Consider the following 16,323-nt stretch of genomic DNA (forward strand, 5'->3'; position numbering starts at 1 on the left):
CTCAAAAAGATTGATGTCAACCAAATCTAAGAATACTTCGTTTGATTGTTATGCGTACGTTACTCAAGAACCCAAATTATTTTTTTCGATGTTTGAAACAATATCTGGCGTTGATCGAAAAGTCACTTGCAAACATCCTGCTCATTACTATCTGCCAAACATGTTTCGCTGAAAATCTTGCATATATAACAAATCAAGGCAGTGACAGTGTATCCGTGCTGAATATTGCCAGCAAGCAAGTTACGCGTACCATTGCGGTGGGGAAAGCGCCGGTTGGGGTCGCCATTGCGCCTAAAAAACAGCGTGTGTATATCAGCAACGCTAATAGCCAAACCGTGTCAGTGATTAATAGCGCCACCCAACAAACGGTGCAAGAAATTCCGGTCAACGCCCAAGCCGTTGGCATTGCATTAAGCCGCGACGAGAAAACCTTGTACGTGGCCGATTGGGGCGGTGAGCAAGTGATTGCAGTAGATACTGCGCATCCTGAAAAACAGCAAACCTTCAAAGCGGGCAAAACCCCTTCCGGCTTGCTGGTCAGTGCGGATAACAAAAAACTGTTTATCGCCAACCGCGACAGTAACGATGTCACCGTGGTCGATACCAAAACCTTGAAAACCATCGCGCAAGTGCCCGTTGGTCTGCATCCCTTTGCACTAAGCTTGAGCCCGGATGGTAAAACCGTGTTTGTCGTTAATGTGGTCAGCAACACGCTGACCTTGCTGAATGTAGAGACCTATCAGGCCAGCACCGTCAAAACCGGGCAGCATCCTTATGGCGTGGCGATTAGTCCAGATGGCCGTCGTGCTTACGTGAGCAACAATCACGCCGAAAGCGTATCGGTAATTGATTTGACCAATGGCAACACCATCAAAACCATCGCTGTGGGCGAATATCCCGAGGGCATTGAATACGACAAGGCCAGTAATCAGGTACTGGTCGTCAACTGGGGTACTGACAATGTCTCCATCATTGATGCACTCACCAATACCGTGACGCAAACGATCAGCAGTCCTAAGTTATGCCGCTCTTTCGGGCAATTTATTCTCGAAGCGAAATAGCAAGAAAAGGGCTGTGCAGAGCCAAAGCAGTCTATTTTTTGATTTTTTCACAGGATGACCAATGAATTAGTCGCAAAGAAGTTTATTTTTGGGTAAAGTCTCGGATTGTTTTTTAAAACACTTTGACCGCTTACCGATCCACGCCGAGCTTTAGTTTTAAAAGTCTGTAAATTTCAGGAGATATGTAATGAAAAAATTTCTAGGCATGATTGCTGTTTCTTTATTGCCGTTGATCCCCCTCACCGCTGGTGCACACGGTGCAGCAGCCTTACGCTTTGAAAAAAGCGTCACCATCAAAGCGCCTGCTGCAAAAGTATGGGCATTGGTCAAAGATTTTGGGAACGAACAAGCCTGGCATTCAGGCGTTGTGTCTACCACCGTAGAGCAGAAAAAAGATGAAAACGGCGACGATGCCACCTACCGCACCGTCAAACTGAAAAACGGCGGCGTCATGTACGAAAAACTGCGTTTTATTGACGACGCTGGCATGCGCGTTAAATATGAATATGTGTATGAAAAAAGTACATTACAGTTTGCTAACTTTTACCCAATGATCACAGTGACTGCCAACGGCAATGACACTGTCGTTTCAGTCAAAGGCAGCTACACTCGCGCCGATTCCTCCAACATTCCAAAGCCTGAGCAAAATGATGATGCCGCGACCAAGGCGCTCGACGACTTTTTTGATCCAGGTCTCGAAAGCCTGAAAAAGGTTGCCGAATCGGGAAAGTAATTAGCCAGGGTTCTGGAAAAAAATCGCAAGGCAACAGTAAACCCTGGTGGAAATTCTGGTAAGTCTTACGTTGTAAACAGCACTGTTTTTGCAAATCAGTCACGGCCAAAAGCAAGCGACTGGCACCAAGTAAAGGGATTGTGTACCACACAATCCCTTTTTTGCATTTAGCCAAACCACCTGCCCAAAACCATCACCTATTCTGTCAAAGATGGGCAAAGCCTGTCACTTTCTGTCAGCTTAACTAATCGCAACCAAGCCCTCACTTTTTAAATTCAATTCAAAGAAATAAAGCATAAAAACCCTTTAATTCATATTTTTCAATCAGTTACAAACTACAAAAGCGGATTGGCACGCCTGTTGCTTTAGGGTTAGCCAACACTGTTGAAAAAGCAGTGACTTAAACAAAGAAGTAACTGACTTTAAACTTGACTTGAAGGAAAACATGATGAAAAAACACGTACAACAAGGCTTTACCCTGATTGAGTTAATGATCGTAGTGGCGATTATTGGTATTTTGGCTTCAGTGGCGATTCCGGCATATCAGGATTACACCCGTGAAGCAGCAGACTCGGCATGCTTGGCAGAGGCCAGTGCATACGCGAAAAGCTCTCTAGCTGCTCTTACAGTTAATCGTCCAGTGAATGCGCACAGACCATCAGCCTGCACTCTAATTGCAACGCCAACAGCTGCAACCACAACATTTAACCCTGTACCAGCTAATAACGCTGGTACAGGCCGAGTCATTACATGTGATATGTCTCAAGGTGCAACATGCTCCAGAGCTGCAGCATCTTAACTCCCTAGGGGGAATAAACGAAAGCCCGTTAATCGGGCTTTCGTTTTTTATTGCAGAGCAACGCAACTCACGCCCTACCAAAATGATCAACGCTTAACCTGAAATCGCCCCTACCATCTTGATAGAGTGAAGATAGACCTAAGAAAAACATTCTCAAAATTTTAAAAAAGCTGACTAGTACTCATCATTGATTGCCTCAGAAATAAATTATGATTAGGCAAACTACAATTTCAAGCGCAAGTTATGCTCAAAAACATCACTCTAAATGCTACCTGTCATAAACAATCATGCATTTTCTGGCTACACGGCCTAGGTGCCGACGGACATGACTTTGAGCCTGTGGTACAGATGCTCAACCTGCCCCACATAAAATTTATCTTACCCCACGCCCCCTATCGTCCAGTTACTCTGAATAACGGCTACGAGATGCGTGCCTGGTATGACATCTTTGGGCTACAGCCGGATAGCCCGCAAGATGAAGTTGGGATTAAAAGCATGCAAGCGATATTAAACCCGATGATAGAAGCAGAAATTGCGCAGGGGATTCCGGCGCACCGCATTTTACTGGCGGGATTCTCGCAAGGTGGGGCGATGGCTTTGCATACGGCAACGCGTTTTCCGCAAACGTTGGCAGGCGTACTGGCGCTTTCCACTTATTTACCCTTAAAGAGCCAGCTCTCTCAAGAAAAACACCCAGCCAACCAGCAGTGCCCGATCTGGATGGCGCATGGGCGCTTTGATAGTGTAATCACACTGGCAACTTCGCAAGCGTCGCGGCAAACACTGGAGGCCGCAGGCTATGCGGTGGAATGGCATGAATACGATATGCCGCATAGTGTGTGCGACGAAGAGATCAACGATATCCGCCAATTTTTGCTCAAGGTGCTGCCGCCAGCGCAATAACCCTATCTTGAGAATAATCCCGCAAGCAGGGGGAGTTTTGTTAAAATAGCCAGCGTTTTCATAGGCCTATTTTCATGAGTGCTCCCAAAAAAACACCGTCTGCGGTGAGTGATCAACCCAGTTTTGCCGAACGTCTGGCGGCGCTAGAAACCATCGTCAAGCGCATGGAGTCAGGCGAATTGCCGCTGGAGGCCTCGCTGGCAGCCTATACTGAGGGCGTGCAATTGTTACAAGCTTGCCAGACCTCTTTAGAGCAAGCAGAACAAACCGTGATGCTGCTTAACCAACAACAGCAACTGACGCCCTTCGAAGCGAATTAACCCGCCAGCCACTTTCCTGTTTATTCATGACTACTTCTGCTTTTGTCTTTGATCACTGGGCACGCGCACATCAACAACATGTGGAGCAGGTGCTGTCTCGCCTCTTGCCAAGTGACCAAGTATTGCCTGAGCGCCTGCACCAGGCCATGCGTTATTCGGTGCTGGGTGGGGGTAAACGGGTCCGCGCCTTATTGAGTTATGCCGCAGCAGAACTGGCAGGCACCTCCAGAATGACGGCTGATGCCAGTGCGGCAGCGGTGGAGTTGATACACGCGTTTTCATTGGTGCATGACGATATGCCATGCATGGATGACGACGATTTGCGTCGTGGCAAACCCAGCTGCCACAAGCAGTATGACGATGCCACGGCACTCTTGGTGGGTGATGCGCTGCAAAGCCTGGCGTTTGAATGCATTGCTGAGACGCAAGCGCCACAAGCGCTCAAGCAAGTGCAGGTACTGGCACAAGCGACCGGCTCACGTGGCATGTGTGGCGGCCAAAGCATCGATTTGCAGAGTACGGGCAAACGGTTGACGCGTGCTGAGTTAGAGACCATGCATCAATATAAAACTGGCGCGCTGATCCGAGCCGCGACATTGCTTGGCGCTTATGCGGCGCCAGACACCGCACCGGCATTAATTCAGTGTTTGGAGCAATACAGCCAAAAGATGGGGCTAGCATTTCAGGTTGTCGATGACATTCTCGATGCAACAGCAGATACGCAAACCCTGGGCAAAACGGCTGGCAAAGATGCGCTGCAAGACAAGTCTACCTACGTCAGCCTGCTGGGGCTGGAGGAGGCAAAAACGCTGGTAGAAGCACTTTATGCTGAAGCGCTGCAATTATTGGCAGGCTATGGTGCCCAGGCGGATCCGCTGCGCGGGATTGCCAAATTTATTTGTGAGCGTCCTTTTTAATCATGACTTCACTGTTGTCCCGTATTCAATCCCCCACTGAGTTACGCGCACTCGAGCGCACACAACTCAAAGTGCTGGCTGCAGAGCTGCGAGCATTTCTGATTCAAAGCGTCTCGCAAACAGGGGGGCATCTGGCCTCTAACCTTGGCGTCGTCGAACTGACCATTGCGCTGCATTACATTTACAACACGCCGGATGACCGCTTAGTGTGGGACGTGGGCCATCAAACCTATCCGCACAAAATTCTGACCGGCAGACGCGAAGCCATGGCAAGCCTGCGCAAGGCGGGCGGGATTGCCGGTTTTCCCAAGCGTGATGAGAGTGAGTACGACACCTTTGGCACCGGCCACTCCAGCACCTCGATTTCTGCAGCGCTAGGCATGGCAGTAGCGGCCAAAGCGCAAGGACTCGATCGCCGCAGTGTTGCCATTATCGGTGATGGTGCCATGACCGCAGGCATGGCGTTTGAGGCGCTCAATAATGCGGGCGACATGGATACCAATATCCTGGTGATCCTCAATGACAACGACATGAGCATTTCCAACAATGTGGGGGCGCTCAACAATTACCTGGCCCGCCTCATGTCGGGCAAACTGTATGACAGCGTGCGCCGTAGCGGTAAAAAAGTGCTGGATATCATGCCGCCCGTCAAAGAATTTGCCAAACGCGCGGAAGAACATGCCAAAGGCATGGTCACGCCCGGCACCCTGTTTGAAGAATTCGGGTTTAATTACATCGGCCCGATTGATGGCCACGACATAGACACGCTGGTGGATACGCTGGGCAATATCCGCCAATTGCAAGGGCCGCAGTTCTTGCATGTGGTCACACAAAAAGGCAAAGGCTACAGCCCGGCCGAAGACAACCCAAACAAATACCACGGGGTAAGCAAGTTTGATCCGGAAAATGGCCACAGCCTGAGCCACAGCGACCGTCCGACCTATACGCAAGTGTTTGGTGATTGGCTGGTAGACATGGCCGCGGCAGATGACAAACTGATAGGCATCACGCCTGCCATGTGTGACGGTTCCGGTCTCAATCGTTTTGCAGAGACGTATCCGGCACGCTATTTTGATGTCGGCATTGCGGAACAACATGCATTGACCTTTGCTGCTGGCATGGCGTGCGATGGCCTTAAGCCTGTAGTGGCGATCTACTCGACCTTTTTACAGCGCGCTTACGACCAATTGATCCACGATATTGCGCTGCAAAAACTGGATGTGTTACTGGCGATTGACCGTGCCGGGCTGGTCGGTGCCGATGGCCCCACGCATGCGGGCAGCTTTGATTTAAGCTTTTTGCGCTGCATCCCGGAGATCGTCATCATGGCACCCAGCGATGAAAACGAGTGCCGGCTGATGCTGTCTACCGGCTACCACTACCCCGGGACTGCGGCTGTCCGTTATCCGCGCGGCAGTGGCATCGGTGCCACCGTATCGCCCACGTTAGCGACGCTAGAAATCGGCAAAGCCAGCCAAGTCAGACAGGGTGTAAAAGTGGCAATTCTGGCGTTTGGTAGCATGCTGCAGCCTGCATTACAAGCTGCAGAAGCTTTGAATGCCAGCGTGGTGAATATGCGCTTTATCAAACCGCTGGATGAAGCGATGGTGTTGCACATGGCGCAAACCCACGACTACCTGGTCACGGTGGAAGAAAACGCTGTTCAGGGTGGAGCTGGCGCTGCCGTCATGGAGTGCTTGCAGTCGCATGGCGTGGTGAAAGCCATCCGCTGCCTGGGACTTCCTGACCGTTTTATTGATCACGGCAAACATGAAACTATGCTTGCGGATTGTGGTCTAGACGAGACCGGTATACGCTTGGCTATTGAGAAATTAATTTCCGAGTAGTAAACTCAACTATTAACTAACAGGCGGGCATCCCCGCTATGGAACCCTAATGAATCAACCCGTGATCCCCACAACGATTGAAGACGTACAAAATACGCCTGACGTGCGTCGTCTGGACATCAACAAAGTCGGCATCAAATCTATCCGTCACCCTGTCATTGTCAAAGACAAAACGGGCGGCGAACAACATACCGTAGCGATGTTTGATATGTTTGTGCACTTGCCGCACAATTTTAAAGGCACGCATATGTCTCGCTTTGTCGAGATATTGAACATGAACGAGCGTGCCATCTCGATTGATTCATTTGAAACCATCTTGCGTCAAATGGTGGAGCGCCTCGAGGCTGAATCAGGCTATGTGGAAATGCGTTTCCCTTACTTCATCAACAAAGCGGCGCCAGTATCTGGCGTGAAAAGCCTGCTTGATTATGAAGTAACGTTTATCGGTGAAATCAAAAACGGCCAATTCGAGATTACCGTCAAGGTTATGGTACCAGTGACCAGCCTGTGCCCATGCAGCAAGAAAATTTCAGACTACGGCGCACATAATCAGCGCTCACATGTGACTGTCACTGCATTATTGAGCGAGTTTATGTGGCTGGAAGACTTGGTAACCCTGGTTGAAGAACAAGCCTCCTGCCAGTTGTATGGCCTGCTCAAGCGTCCAGATGAAAAATTCGTTACCGAGCGCGCCTATGACAATCCAAAATTTGTCGAAGACATGGTGCGTGACGTCGCAGCACAACTCAATGATGAAAAACGCATCATCAAATACGTTGTTGAATCTGAAAATTTCGAGTCTATCCACAATCACTCGGCTTATGCATTAATTGAGAAAGACAAACGTCTTTCATAACCGCACATGCAAATAAAAACGGCCATCAGGCCGTTTTTTTATACCTGCTGAAGCTGCGCGCTAATGGCTAAACATGCCATTGCGCGCATAAGGTTGATTCAGATGCAGGCCGACCGCCACGATGATCGCCCCCAGGAGCGGAAACAGCGCCGCTAGCGTAAAGGTCAATTGGCCGCCTAAATACTGCAACGCAAAACCGCCGAGTAAGCCACCCAGCGCGCCACCTACCCCGTACGCCACACTGTTATATATGGCCTGCCCTTTGGCCTGGTGACGGCCATTAAAATATTGCGTCACCACCTCGACCGAGGCCGCATGAAAACTGCCAAAAGTAAACGCATGCAGGGTTTGTGCCAGTAATAACAACCACAGTTGATCTGGCACCAGACCCATCATGGTAAAGCGCACCACGCCAATCAGCAGGCTCACCAGCAAAATGGTTTTGAGTTTAAAGCGTGCCATGATCCAGGGCATTTTCATGAAAATGCCAATTTCGCAAATCACGCCTAGCGACCATAACCAGCCGATCATGCCTTTGCTATAGCCATGCTCGGCCAGATAAATCGAATAAAAGTTATACATGAGCCCATGCGCGGTCACCATCATGGCGCAGCCAATCAGCAGCGACATCACGGCAGGCTGCTTCAGAATTTGCCACACTGAAAAATCATCCTGCGCATGCGGTGGAACATGCGCCTCAGGTAATAACCAGGTAAGGCCAAACAAGCTGCATTGCACCAGCAGAATAAACCAGAGCAGGCTGCCTATGCCAAACCAGTCCGTCAGGTAACCGAGTAAGACTGAGGCCACAATAAAGCCCCAGGAGCCCCACAAACGGATTTTGCTGTAATGGCCGTTGGTGCTGGCCAAATGCGCCAGTACCAGCGACTCCGACAGTGGCAAGGTGGAGCTGGTAAATAAACTTAAGGCGACCATGACAATAAACATGGTCTTGAAATCATGGGCCCAAAAGATGGCGACAAAGCCCAGCAAGCCGAGAAACGCGGTCAGGCGTATCCAGCGTACACGTTGCCGGGTATGGTCAGCCAACCAGCCCCACAGATTGGGCGCGACAATCCGGCTCAACTGAAACAGCGACATGAGGATGCCAATATCCGCAGGACTGAAGGATTCGGCCGTCAGATAAAGCCCCCAGTAGGGAACGAACGCACCGACGAAAAAGTAGTAGATGAAATAAAAGCGCGACAGATTAAAGTGTAAGGCGTGGCTCATGACATTTGTGCGCTTTAAAGGTCACCGCCCAGGCGCAGGCCATGGGCGGGTGAAATTACAGACGAGGCGTGTTTGAATGCACGTCCGCATTCTGGCCGCGATGACGCAGGGCATGATCCATCAGCACCAATGCCAGCATCGCCTCAACGATAGGCGTGGCCCGGATGCCGACACAAGGGTCATGACGGCCCGTGGTTTGCATCATGATCGCCTCGCCAGACTGATTAATTGAACGACGCGCTTGCGGGATACTGGACGTGGGCTTGAACGCGACATTGACCACAATGTCCTGACCGCTGGAAATGCCGCCCAAAATACCCCCGGCATGGTTGGTGGCAAACCCTTCTGGCGTCAACTCATCACAATGCTCGCTGCCGCGCTGGGCAATCGAATCAAACCCCGCACCGATTTCCACGCCTTTAACGGCATTAATGCCCATCATCGCATGCGCAATATCGGCATCCAGACGGTCGAAAATCGGTTCGCCCAGACCAACCGGCACGCGTTCGGCCACCACAGTAATCTGAGCACCGACAGAATCGCGTTCGCTACGGATCTGGTCCATATAAGCTTCAAGTTGCGGCAACATCTCGACATTGGGGGCAAAGAAAGCATTGCCCTCATGTGCCAGCGCTTCCCAGCCCACAAACGGCACCTTGATTTCACCGAGTTGGCTCAAATAGCCGCGGATTTCTACGCCGTATTGTTGCTTGAGCCATTTTTTGGCAATCGCACCGGCGGCAACGCGCACTGCAGTTTCACGCGCACTGGAACGGCCACCGCCACGGTAATCGCGAATGCCATATTTCTGGGCATAGGTATAATCCGCATGCCCAGGACGGAAAGTGTCCATGATTTTGCTGTAATCCTGCGAGCGCTGATCGGTATTGCGAATCAGCAAACCAATCGGTGTACCAGTCGTTTTGCCTTCAAACACGCCAGACAAAATCTCAACCTCATCGGCTTCAGCCCGTTGTGTGACGTGGCGTGAAGTCCCTGGTTTGCGGCGATCAAGATCGACTTGCAAATCGGCCGCGCTCAACTCCAGCCCTGGTGGACAGCCATCCACAATCCCGCCAATGGCCGGACCATGCGATTCGCCGAATGAGGTCAGGGTAAACAGGGTGCCGATGGTATTGCCAGACATGTGAACTCTCACTGAATAATTTTGTTTATTTTATCATAGACTGCCTGCGACCCCGCCCACGGGTTGATTTCCGGGCCTTGAACGCTTATGCTGAAACGGCTTATTGATCTGGGACCATGATGGCTAAACGCAAGCACCCGCACCGCAAACATCGACTGTTAGGCAAGCCGCAAACCGGCACCGACACGACCGCGCAAACAGAGTCAACCGCCGCCTGCATTCATAAAATTTGCTACAACGCGCAAGCGCTAGTCGCGCAGCAACTGACCATGCAGGAGATCACTGATTGGCAAGCGCCTGGCGGGCATGTGGCCTGGATTAATGTGCACGGCGTACTGGATATTCCCCTGTTACAAGCCGTCGCCCGTCGTTTCAAGCTGCATCCGTTGGTACTGGACGATATTTTAAACACCGAACAGCGTCCCAAACTGGATACCTACCCCGACTACCTGTTTCTGGAAACGCGCCTGTTTTACTATGATGCTGAAAGCATGAGTGTGAGCTCCGAGCAAATCAGCATGGCCTTGGGTCGTGAGTGGCTGCTGACTTTTCAGGAAAGGCCCTCTGGCAGTTTTGAGCCCGTGCGCGAGCGCTTGCGCCAGGGCCAGGCCTTGCTGCGTCAAAGTGGCCCGGACTACTTGTGCTATACCCTGCTAGATAGCCTGATGGAACGTTACTTTCAGGTGCTGGAGGCCATCAATGAGGATGCCGAACAACTCGAAGCCCATTTGCTTAACCAGCCCACGCCGGAAGACCTGCAGAATATCCACCGCCTCAAACATGTGTCCATCCAGCTCAGACGGGCAGTATGGCCCTTGCGAGAAGTGCTCAATAGCCTGATCCGCAATGAACACGGATTCTTTAGTCCGCAAACTGTACCTTACCTGCGCGACCTGTATGATCACACCGTGCATTTCACCGAGTCGCTGGAAGCGATCCGTGACACCTTGAGTGGACTCATGGATATTTACATGACCAGCCTGAGTCAGCGCGTCAACCTGGAAGTACGGGCATTGACCGTGGTCGCCATGCTGTTTATGCCAGCGACACTGATTGCGGGGATTTTTGGCATGAACTTCAATGAAATGCCATGGCTCAAGGAGCCAAACGGCTTTTGGTGGGCGATGTTGATGATGCTGGGCATTGCCTTGGCCATGCTGCTAGTTTTCTGGCGGCGGCAGTGGTTAAGCAGCCGCCGTGAAGCTTAGTGGCGCTCAGGCAAGCGTCGCCATCGGTTGCCGGTTCAATTGCCTGAACACATCCTGTAGCTCGAAGTAAAGCGCCAGATAGTCATGGGCGGCGGCACTTTGTGCGTCATACTCAAACACATGCTGACCCATGCGCAGACTTTCGCTCAAGGCAGCATGCTCACCAATTTTGGTCATGAGCAGCTCCTGACCAAACAGGCGGCGCATTTCCTGCTCCACCTCAGTGGTCATGCTCTTGCGTGACTCGGCACGCGTGAGCAGGTAGCGGCGCGCGATCTTGCGCTTGAGCACGGGCTGCAAGGCATTGAGCGCCTTGTCCATCCTGACCGCAGAATGAATCGATAAATAATCCGTGGTCACAGGGACTACGACCAGGTCACTGGCAAACACGGCACTTAATGAAATCACCCCCATGTAAGGGCAGCAATCCATCACCACCGTTAACGCCGGCTGCTGTTGTGCCAGGGTGTCCAAGCCCGCATTCAACTTACCCAGGGTCGCCGGTCCACGGCCAAATTGCGAATCGAGCTTGCTCAATGCATGATTGGCCGTAATCACTTGCAAACCATTACGTAACGGTTGAACCAGATTGGCGACAGCGGTGCCACGCTCATAAAAATCGAGCAGGCTGGACTGAACATTCAACCCTGTGTGCTTATAGATCTCCGTCAATCTTGCCTGCGGATCCATATCCAGCAACAACGCTGGACGTTGTTTGCGCTGGTAGGCGGCGGCCAGATTTAGCGCAGTCGTCGTCGCCCCAACTCCGGCTTTCTGATTAAGAATGGCAATTTTTAACATGAGGGTATGAATGCAAAGTCGCGCTTGAGGAAATCATTTCAGACCTGGATATTTCAGACCTAGATGCGCACTATCATAAACGATGTTGCCAGTAGAGACCACCCCGCACCGCCTGTGCAAGCAACAAAGCCGGGCGCACAAAGCAAACAGTACAAAAAAAGAAACCCGCAAAAGCGGGTTAAAAGGGGGTTTGGATCAGGAGGAAATCAATGCTAGTCGTTGAAAATCAACTAAACCTAGCCATCAAACAAAACATTTTGTGTTTCGTTTAAAGATGTGTTCAGTATAGGGAGGAGTTATTGCAGTAATTTGACCAAGCTGTAACTGAATTGTAAAACTGAAAATTCAATTGTTATTAAATTGTAACTTTAATAAAAACAACAACTTGCAAGAATCGCTTGAAAAACTGTTTTAAATAAAACAGTCAAAAATGGAATCACCGTTAGTCTAACAGAAGGCGGCTCGCCAGACTAACGGCTTTGATCAAAGACAAGAATTAGCTGAAAAAATCGCGTGCTTTATCGACCCAACTTTTGTTCTTCGGGCTATGTTTGCCAGCATCCGCCTGGGTGCTGTTCTCAAACTCGCGCAACAACTCTTTTTGCTTCTCGGTCAGGCGCACCGGTGTTTCAACCACCACATGCACCATGAGATCGCCATGCTCGCTAGAGCGCAAAGGCTTGATGCCCTTGCCACGCAAACGGAACACGCTGCCGGTCTGTGTTTCTGCCGGAATCTTCATTTTGGCAGCGCCATCCAGGGTCGGCACTTCGATTTCGCCGCCCAGCGCAGCGGTACTGAAGCTGATCGGCATCTCGCAATGCAGGTTTGCGCCATCGCGCTGGAAGATCGGATGTTCCTTAAGGTGGACCACCACATACAAATCACCGGTTGGCCCCCCGTTGACGCCAGCCTCCCCTTCACCGCTTAAACGAATACGGTCGCCTTCATCCACACCGGCCGGAATTTTCACGTTCAGTGTCTTGTTCTGTTTGACGCGTCCATTGCCATGGCAAGTTGGGCAAGGGTCTTTCACCATCTTGCCGGTGCCGTGACACTTGGGACAGGTCTGCTGCACAGAGAAAAAGCCCTGCTGCATGCGCACCTGACCATGCCCGTTACAAGTAGTACAAGTGACAGGAGAGGTGCCAGGCCGTGCACCAGAGCCATGACAGGTTTCACAGGTGGCTTGCACCGGAATACGGATTTTGGTTTCGGTGCCGCGCGCCGCCTCTTCAAGCGAAATTTCGAGGTTATACCGCAAGTCCGCGCCACGGTAGACGTTGGAACGCTGATTGCGTCCACCGCCAAAAATATCGCCGAAAATATCGCCAAAAGCATCACTGAATCCACCGCCACCGAAGCCGCCAAAGCCAGCGCCGCCGCCCATGCTCGGGTCTACGCCGGCGTGACCATATTGATCGTAAGCGGCGCGTTTTTGCTCATCGCTGAGCACTTCATAGGCTTCTTTTGCTTCCTTAAAGCTCTCTTCGGCTTTAGGGTTATCCGGGTTACGGTCCGGGTGAAACTTCATCGCCAGCTTTTTAAAGGCTTTTTTAATTTCCTCATCGCTGGCGTCCCGGTTCACACCGAGCACTTCATAATAGTCTTTTTTTGCAGCTGCCATTGCTTGCCTTTTTCATGTCCAGTTAACAGCGTCTAGAAATGCGAAAGTCGTTAGCCTGCAAGAGGACTAACGACTATTCGCCTGCCGTGTCGAATTAGTCCTTTTTCACTTCTTCGAACTCGGCATCGACCACATCGCCTTCCACGGTTTTTTCACCTTGGGGCTGTGCGCTCTCGGTATTAGCTTGAGCCTGTTGCTCAGCGTATACCTTCTCTCCCAGTTTTTGCGAAGCTTCCATCAATGCGTTGGTTTTGGCTTCAATGTCGGCTTTGTCATCGCCTTTAGCGACATCTTCCAGCGCCTTGATTGCGTCTTCGATCTTGGCTTTTTCATCGGCCTCCATCTTGTCGCCATGCTCACCCAGCGATTTTTTCACGCTGTGCAATACACTGTCAGCCTGGTTACGGGCATCGACCAGTTCACGCAGTTTCTTGTCTTCGTCTGCATATTTGGCCGCATCTTCTTCCATGCGCTGAATTTCTTCTTCAGACAAGCCGGAGTTTGCCTTGATGGTGATTTTGTTTTCTTTGCCAGTCGCCTTGTCTTTCGCAGACACATGCAGAATACCGTTGGCATCGATATCAAAAGTCACTTCAATCTGTGGCATGCCACGCGGTGCGGGTGGAATATCGCTCAAGTTGAACTGACCCAAGCTCTTGTTACCTGAGGCCATTTCACGCTCACCTTGCAGCACGTGAATGGTCACGGCATTCTGGTTGTCTTCAGCCGTAGAGAACACTTGCGAAGCCTTAGTCGGAATCGTGGTGTTTTTCTTGATCAGCTTGGTCATCACGCTGCCCAGGGTTTCAATACCCAGTGACAATGGGGTCACATCCAGCAACAATACGTCTTTGACATCGCCTTTCAATACGCCGCCCTGAATCGCAGCACCTACCGCCACGGCTTCATCCGGGTTCACGTCTTTACGTGGCTCCTTGCCAAAAATCTCTTTCACTTTTTCTTGCACTTTAGGCATACGGCTCTGACCACCAACCAAAATCACGTCAGAGATGTCAGAAGGCGACACGCCTGCGTCTTTCAATGCCATTTTGCAAGGCGCCATGGTGCGCTCGATCAGGTCTTCCACCAGGGATTCCAGTTTGGCGCGGGTGATTTTCACCACCAAGTGCTTAGGACCCGTTGCATCTGCCGTGATGTACGGCAGGTTGACTTCTGTCTGTTGTGCGCCGGACAACTCGATCTTGGCTTTTTCAGCTGCCTCTTTCAGACGCTGTTTAGCCAGCAAGTCGTTGCGCAGGTCCAGACCGTTTTCTTTTTTGAACTCATCGGCCAAGAAGTCGATGATGCGGTTATCAAAGTCTTCACCACCGAGGAACGTGTCACCGTTGGTGGACAACACTTCAAACTGGTGCTCGCCATCAATCTCAGTAATTTCGATAATCGAAATATCGAACGTACCACCACCCAGGTCATACACCGCGATCTTGCGGTCGCCTTCCTGTTTGTCCAAACCAAACGCCAATGCGGCAGCGGTTGGCTCGTTGATAATCCGTTTCACTTCCAGACCGGCAATACGGCCTGCATCTTTGGTGGCCTGACGCTGACTGTCGTTAAAGTAAGCAGGCACGGTAATCACGGCCTCGGTCACTTCTTCGCCCAAATAGTCTTCAGCAGTTTTCTTCATCTTGCGCAGCACTTCTGCGGAGATTTGTGGCGGCGCCTGTTTTTTGCCGCGTACTTCGACCCAAGCGTCACCATTGTCGGCTTTGGCAATGGTGTAAGGCATGAGGTCGATGTCTTTTTGCACTTCTTTTTCGTCAAAGCGACGGCCAATCAGACGCTTCACCGCAAACAGGGTGTTTTTCGGGTTGGTCACGGCCTGACGTTTAGCAGGGGCACCGACCAGAATCTCGCCATCTTCCTGATAAGCAATGATAGAAGGTGTGGTACGCGCACCCTCAGCGTTTTCAATCACACGGGGTTTCCCGCCTTCCATCACAGCCACGCAGGAGTTGGTGGTCCCCAAGTCAATCCCGATAATCTTTGCCATAGTCGTTATCCTTATCCTTTAAATTTGGTTAATCTCAATCTCTGATGCACTGAACATTGGGACATCTCTACAGATTTCAAGTCCCTGTTCACAATATGGATTATTTTGCCTGAATCACGGTCACCAGCGCCGGACGCAACACGCGCTCATTCAGGCTGTAGCCTTTTTGCAAGACGCTTAATACCGTATTGGGCTCACCCTCTGCTGGCACCATGCTGATGGCTTGATGCTTGTTCGGGTCAAACTTCTCACCCACCGGGTTGATTTCAGCAATATTGAATTTCTCAAATACGCTCAATAGTTGTTTTGCAGTCAGTTCTACGCCATTTTTGTAGCTATCCACATCGGCGTTCTCTACCGCCAACGCGGCATCCAGGCTGTCCTTCACTGCCAGCAACTCACCACTGAATTTTTCGAGCGCAAATTTACGCGCCTTATCAATATCGTCAGCAGCGCGGCGACGAATATTCTCGCCTTCGGCTTTCACATACAGCACCTGCGCCTTGGCTTCTTCCAGCGCTGATTCGAGTTCGGCAATGCGGGCATCTTGAGTATCGTTCGTGAGATCTGGTGTGGTTTGGCCATCAGGCTGGCTGTTGATTGGCTCAGCCGCTGATGCGTTATTTTCTTCTTGCATATTGCTCCCCTAAGATTTATTACGGTATTTTTTGCAAATGGGGAGCAGTCGCAGAGATTTCAAGGGCCATCAGATAAAATTTAGGGCGCTATCTTGGGTTGATGTGCTTGAAACGTCATCCTTGCCCAAAAGAAAAATCGAGATCAGACTCAAGCAAAGAAGTAGCAATATATCTTGCATCTTCTTGGCTGATTGTTTGGCGGCTTCCAAGATAGAATCAAAC

Annotated in this window: 15 protein-coding genes; 9 read left to right on the top strand and 6 right to left on the bottom strand. The window is 50.9% G+C overall.

Translation table 11 applies throughout. The features are described from left to right. Positions 1–50: 50 nt before the first annotated feature. From GOC95_RS06030 to folE2, 8 genes are all read left to right on the top strand, one after another. Positions 51–1,061 (top strand): YncE family protein, encoded by a 1,011-nt coding sequence (locus GOC95_RS06030; RefSeq protein WP_275356302.1) that lies wholly within the window; start codon positions 51–53, stop codon positions 1,059–1,061. A gap of 187 nt (positions 1,062–1,248) precedes the next feature. Beyond that, positions 1,249–1,794: an SRPBCC family protein gene (locus GOC95_RS06035; RefSeq protein WP_275356303.1), complete on the top strand. Its 546-nt coding sequence runs from the start codon at positions 1,249–1,251 to the stop codon at positions 1,792–1,794. A 448-nt stretch (positions 1,795–2,242) separates the two neighbouring features. Further along, a complete protein-coding gene (locus GOC95_RS06040; protein WP_275356400.1) occupies positions 2,243–2,593 on the top strand; it encodes a prepilin-type N-terminal cleavage/methylation domain-containing protein in 351 nt (116 codons plus the stop codon). 243 nt (positions 2,594–2,836) lie between these two features. Then, positions 2,837–3,496 (top strand): dienelactone hydrolase family protein, encoded by a 660-nt coding sequence (locus tag GOC95_RS06045; RefSeq protein WP_275356304.1) that lies wholly within the window; start codon positions 2,837–2,839, stop codon positions 3,494–3,496. Positions 3,497–3,570: 74 nt separating this feature from the next. Continuing rightward, positions 3,571–3,816, top strand: coding sequence for an exodeoxyribonuclease VII small subunit (locus GOC95_RS06050; protein ID WP_194748651.1), 246 nt, complete (start codon positions 3,571–3,573; stop codon positions 3,814–3,816). 26 nt (positions 3,817–3,842) lie between these two features. Further along, the gene (locus GOC95_RS06055; protein WP_275356305.1) at positions 3,843–4,733 is read left to right on the top strand and encodes a farnesyl diphosphate synthase; all 891 of its coding nucleotides are present in this window, start codon (positions 3,843–3,845) and stop codon (positions 4,731–4,733) included. Positions 4,734–4,735: 2 nt separating this feature from the next. Continuing rightward, positions 4,736–6,580 (top strand): 1-deoxy-D-xylulose-5-phosphate synthase, encoded by a 1,845-nt coding sequence (gene dxs, locus GOC95_RS06060; RefSeq protein WP_275356306.1) that lies wholly within the window; start codon positions 4,736–4,738, stop codon positions 6,578–6,580. Between the two features lie 49 nt (positions 6,581–6,629). After that, positions 6,630–7,436 carry a GTP cyclohydrolase FolE2 gene (gene folE2 / locus GOC95_RS06065; RefSeq protein WP_275356307.1) on the top strand — a complete coding sequence of 269 codons (807 nt, stop codon included), beginning with the start codon at positions 6,630–6,632 and terminating at the stop codon, positions 7,434–7,436. 60 nt (positions 7,437–7,496) lie between these two features. Here the strand turns inward: folE2 and GOC95_RS06070 are convergent, their stop codons facing one another. Continuing rightward, positions 7,497–8,669, bottom strand: coding sequence for an MFS transporter (locus GOC95_RS06070; protein ID WP_194748655.1), 1,173 nt, complete (start codon positions 8,667–8,669; stop codon positions 7,497–7,499). A gap of 55 nt (positions 8,670–8,724) precedes the next feature. Beyond that, the gene (gene aroC / locus GOC95_RS06075; RefSeq protein ID WP_275356308.1) at positions 8,725–9,816 is read right to left on the bottom strand and encodes a chorismate synthase; all 1,092 of its coding nucleotides are present in this window, start codon (positions 9,814–9,816) and stop codon (positions 8,725–8,727) included. 119 nt (positions 9,817–9,935) lie between these two features. Between aroC and corA the strand changes: the two genes are divergently transcribed. Beyond that, positions 9,936–11,024, top strand: a complete 1,089-nt coding sequence (gene corA, locus GOC95_RS06080; protein WP_194749098.1) for a magnesium/cobalt transporter CorA — start codon at positions 9,936–9,938, stop codon at positions 11,022–11,024. Positions 11,025–11,030: 6 nt separating this feature from the next. On the opposite strand, the gene GOC95_RS06085 is transcribed toward corA, so the two are convergent. The 4 genes from GOC95_RS06085 to grpE all read right to left on the bottom strand — a co-directional run bounded on the left by GOC95_RS06085 (position 11,031) and on the right by grpE (position 16,100). Continuing rightward, a complete protein-coding gene (locus GOC95_RS06085; protein ID WP_275356310.1) occupies positions 11,031–11,825 on the bottom strand; it encodes a ParA family protein in 795 nt (264 codons plus the stop codon). 496 nt (positions 11,826–12,321) lie between these two features. Then, positions 12,322–13,452, bottom strand: a complete 1,131-nt coding sequence (gene dnaJ, locus GOC95_RS06090; RefSeq protein ID WP_194748658.1) for a molecular chaperone DnaJ — start codon at positions 13,450–13,452, stop codon at positions 12,322–12,324. Positions 13,453–13,546: 94 nt separating this feature from the next. Then, entirely contained in the window at positions 13,547–15,463 is a 1,917-nt protein-coding gene (dnaK, locus tag GOC95_RS06095; protein ID WP_194748659.1) for a molecular chaperone DnaK, read from the bottom strand. 100 nt (positions 15,464–15,563) lie between these two features. Beyond that, positions 15,564–16,100: a nucleotide exchange factor GrpE gene (gene grpE / locus GOC95_RS06100; protein WP_275356311.1), complete on the bottom strand. Its 537-nt coding sequence runs from the start codon at positions 16,098–16,100 to the stop codon at positions 15,564–15,566. Positions 16,101–16,323 lie beyond the last annotated feature (223 nt).

The organism is Methylophilus sp. YYY-1 (assembly GCF_029132825.1).
In the GTDB taxonomy this organism is placed as follows: Bacteria; Pseudomonadota; Gammaproteobacteria; order Burkholderiales; family Methylophilaceae; genus Methylophilus; species Methylophilus glucosoxydans.

Coding starts and splice junctions, on each gene's coding strand:
- aroC (WP_275356308.1), bottom strand. CDS start 9,816: ATGTCTGGCAATACCATCGGCACCCTGTTTACCCTGACCTCATTCGGC.
- corA (WP_194749098.1), top strand. CDS start 9,936: ATGGCTAAACGCAAGCACCCGCACCGCAAACATCGACTGTTAGGCAAG.
- dnaJ (WP_194748658.1), bottom strand. CDS start 13,452: ATGGCAGCTGCAAAAAAAGACTATTATGAAGTGCTCGGTGTGAACCGG.
- dnaK (WP_194748659.1), bottom strand. CDS start 15,463: ATGGCAAAGATTATCGGGATTGACTTGGGGACCACCAACTCCTGCGTG.
- GOC95_RS06055 (WP_275356305.1), top strand. CDS start 3,843: ATGACTACTTCTGCTTTTGTCTTTGATCACTGGGCACGCGCACATCAA.
- grpE (WP_275356311.1), bottom strand. CDS start 16,100: ATGCAAGAAGAAAATAACGCATCAGCGGCTGAGCCAATCAACAGCCAG.
- GOC95_RS06040 (WP_275356400.1), top strand. CDS start 2,243: ATGAAAAAACACGTACAACAAGGCTTTACCCTGATTGAGTTAATGATC.
- GOC95_RS06030 (WP_275356302.1), top strand. CDS start 51: ATGCGTACGTTACTCAAGAACCCAAATTATTTTTTTCGATGTTTGAAA.
- GOC95_RS06050 (WP_194748651.1), top strand. CDS start 3,571: ATGAGTGCTCCCAAAAAAACACCGTCTGCGGTGAGTGATCAACCCAGT.
- GOC95_RS06085 (WP_275356310.1), bottom strand. CDS start 11,825: ATGTTAAAAATTGCCATTCTTAATCAGAAAGCCGGAGTTGGGGCGACG.
- GOC95_RS06035 (WP_275356303.1), top strand. CDS start 1,249: ATGAAAAAATTTCTAGGCATGATTGCTGTTTCTTTATTGCCGTTGATC.
- dxs (WP_275356306.1), top strand. CDS start 4,736: ATGACTTCACTGTTGTCCCGTATTCAATCCCCCACTGAGTTACGCGCA.
- GOC95_RS06045 (WP_275356304.1), top strand. CDS start 2,837: ATGCTCAAAAACATCACTCTAAATGCTACCTGTCATAAACAATCATGC.
- folE2 (WP_275356307.1), top strand. CDS start 6,630: ATGAATCAACCCGTGATCCCCACAACGATTGAAGACGTACAAAATACG.
- GOC95_RS06070 (WP_194748655.1), bottom strand. CDS start 8,669: ATGAGCCACGCCTTACACTTTAATCTGTCGCGCTTTTATTTCATCTAC.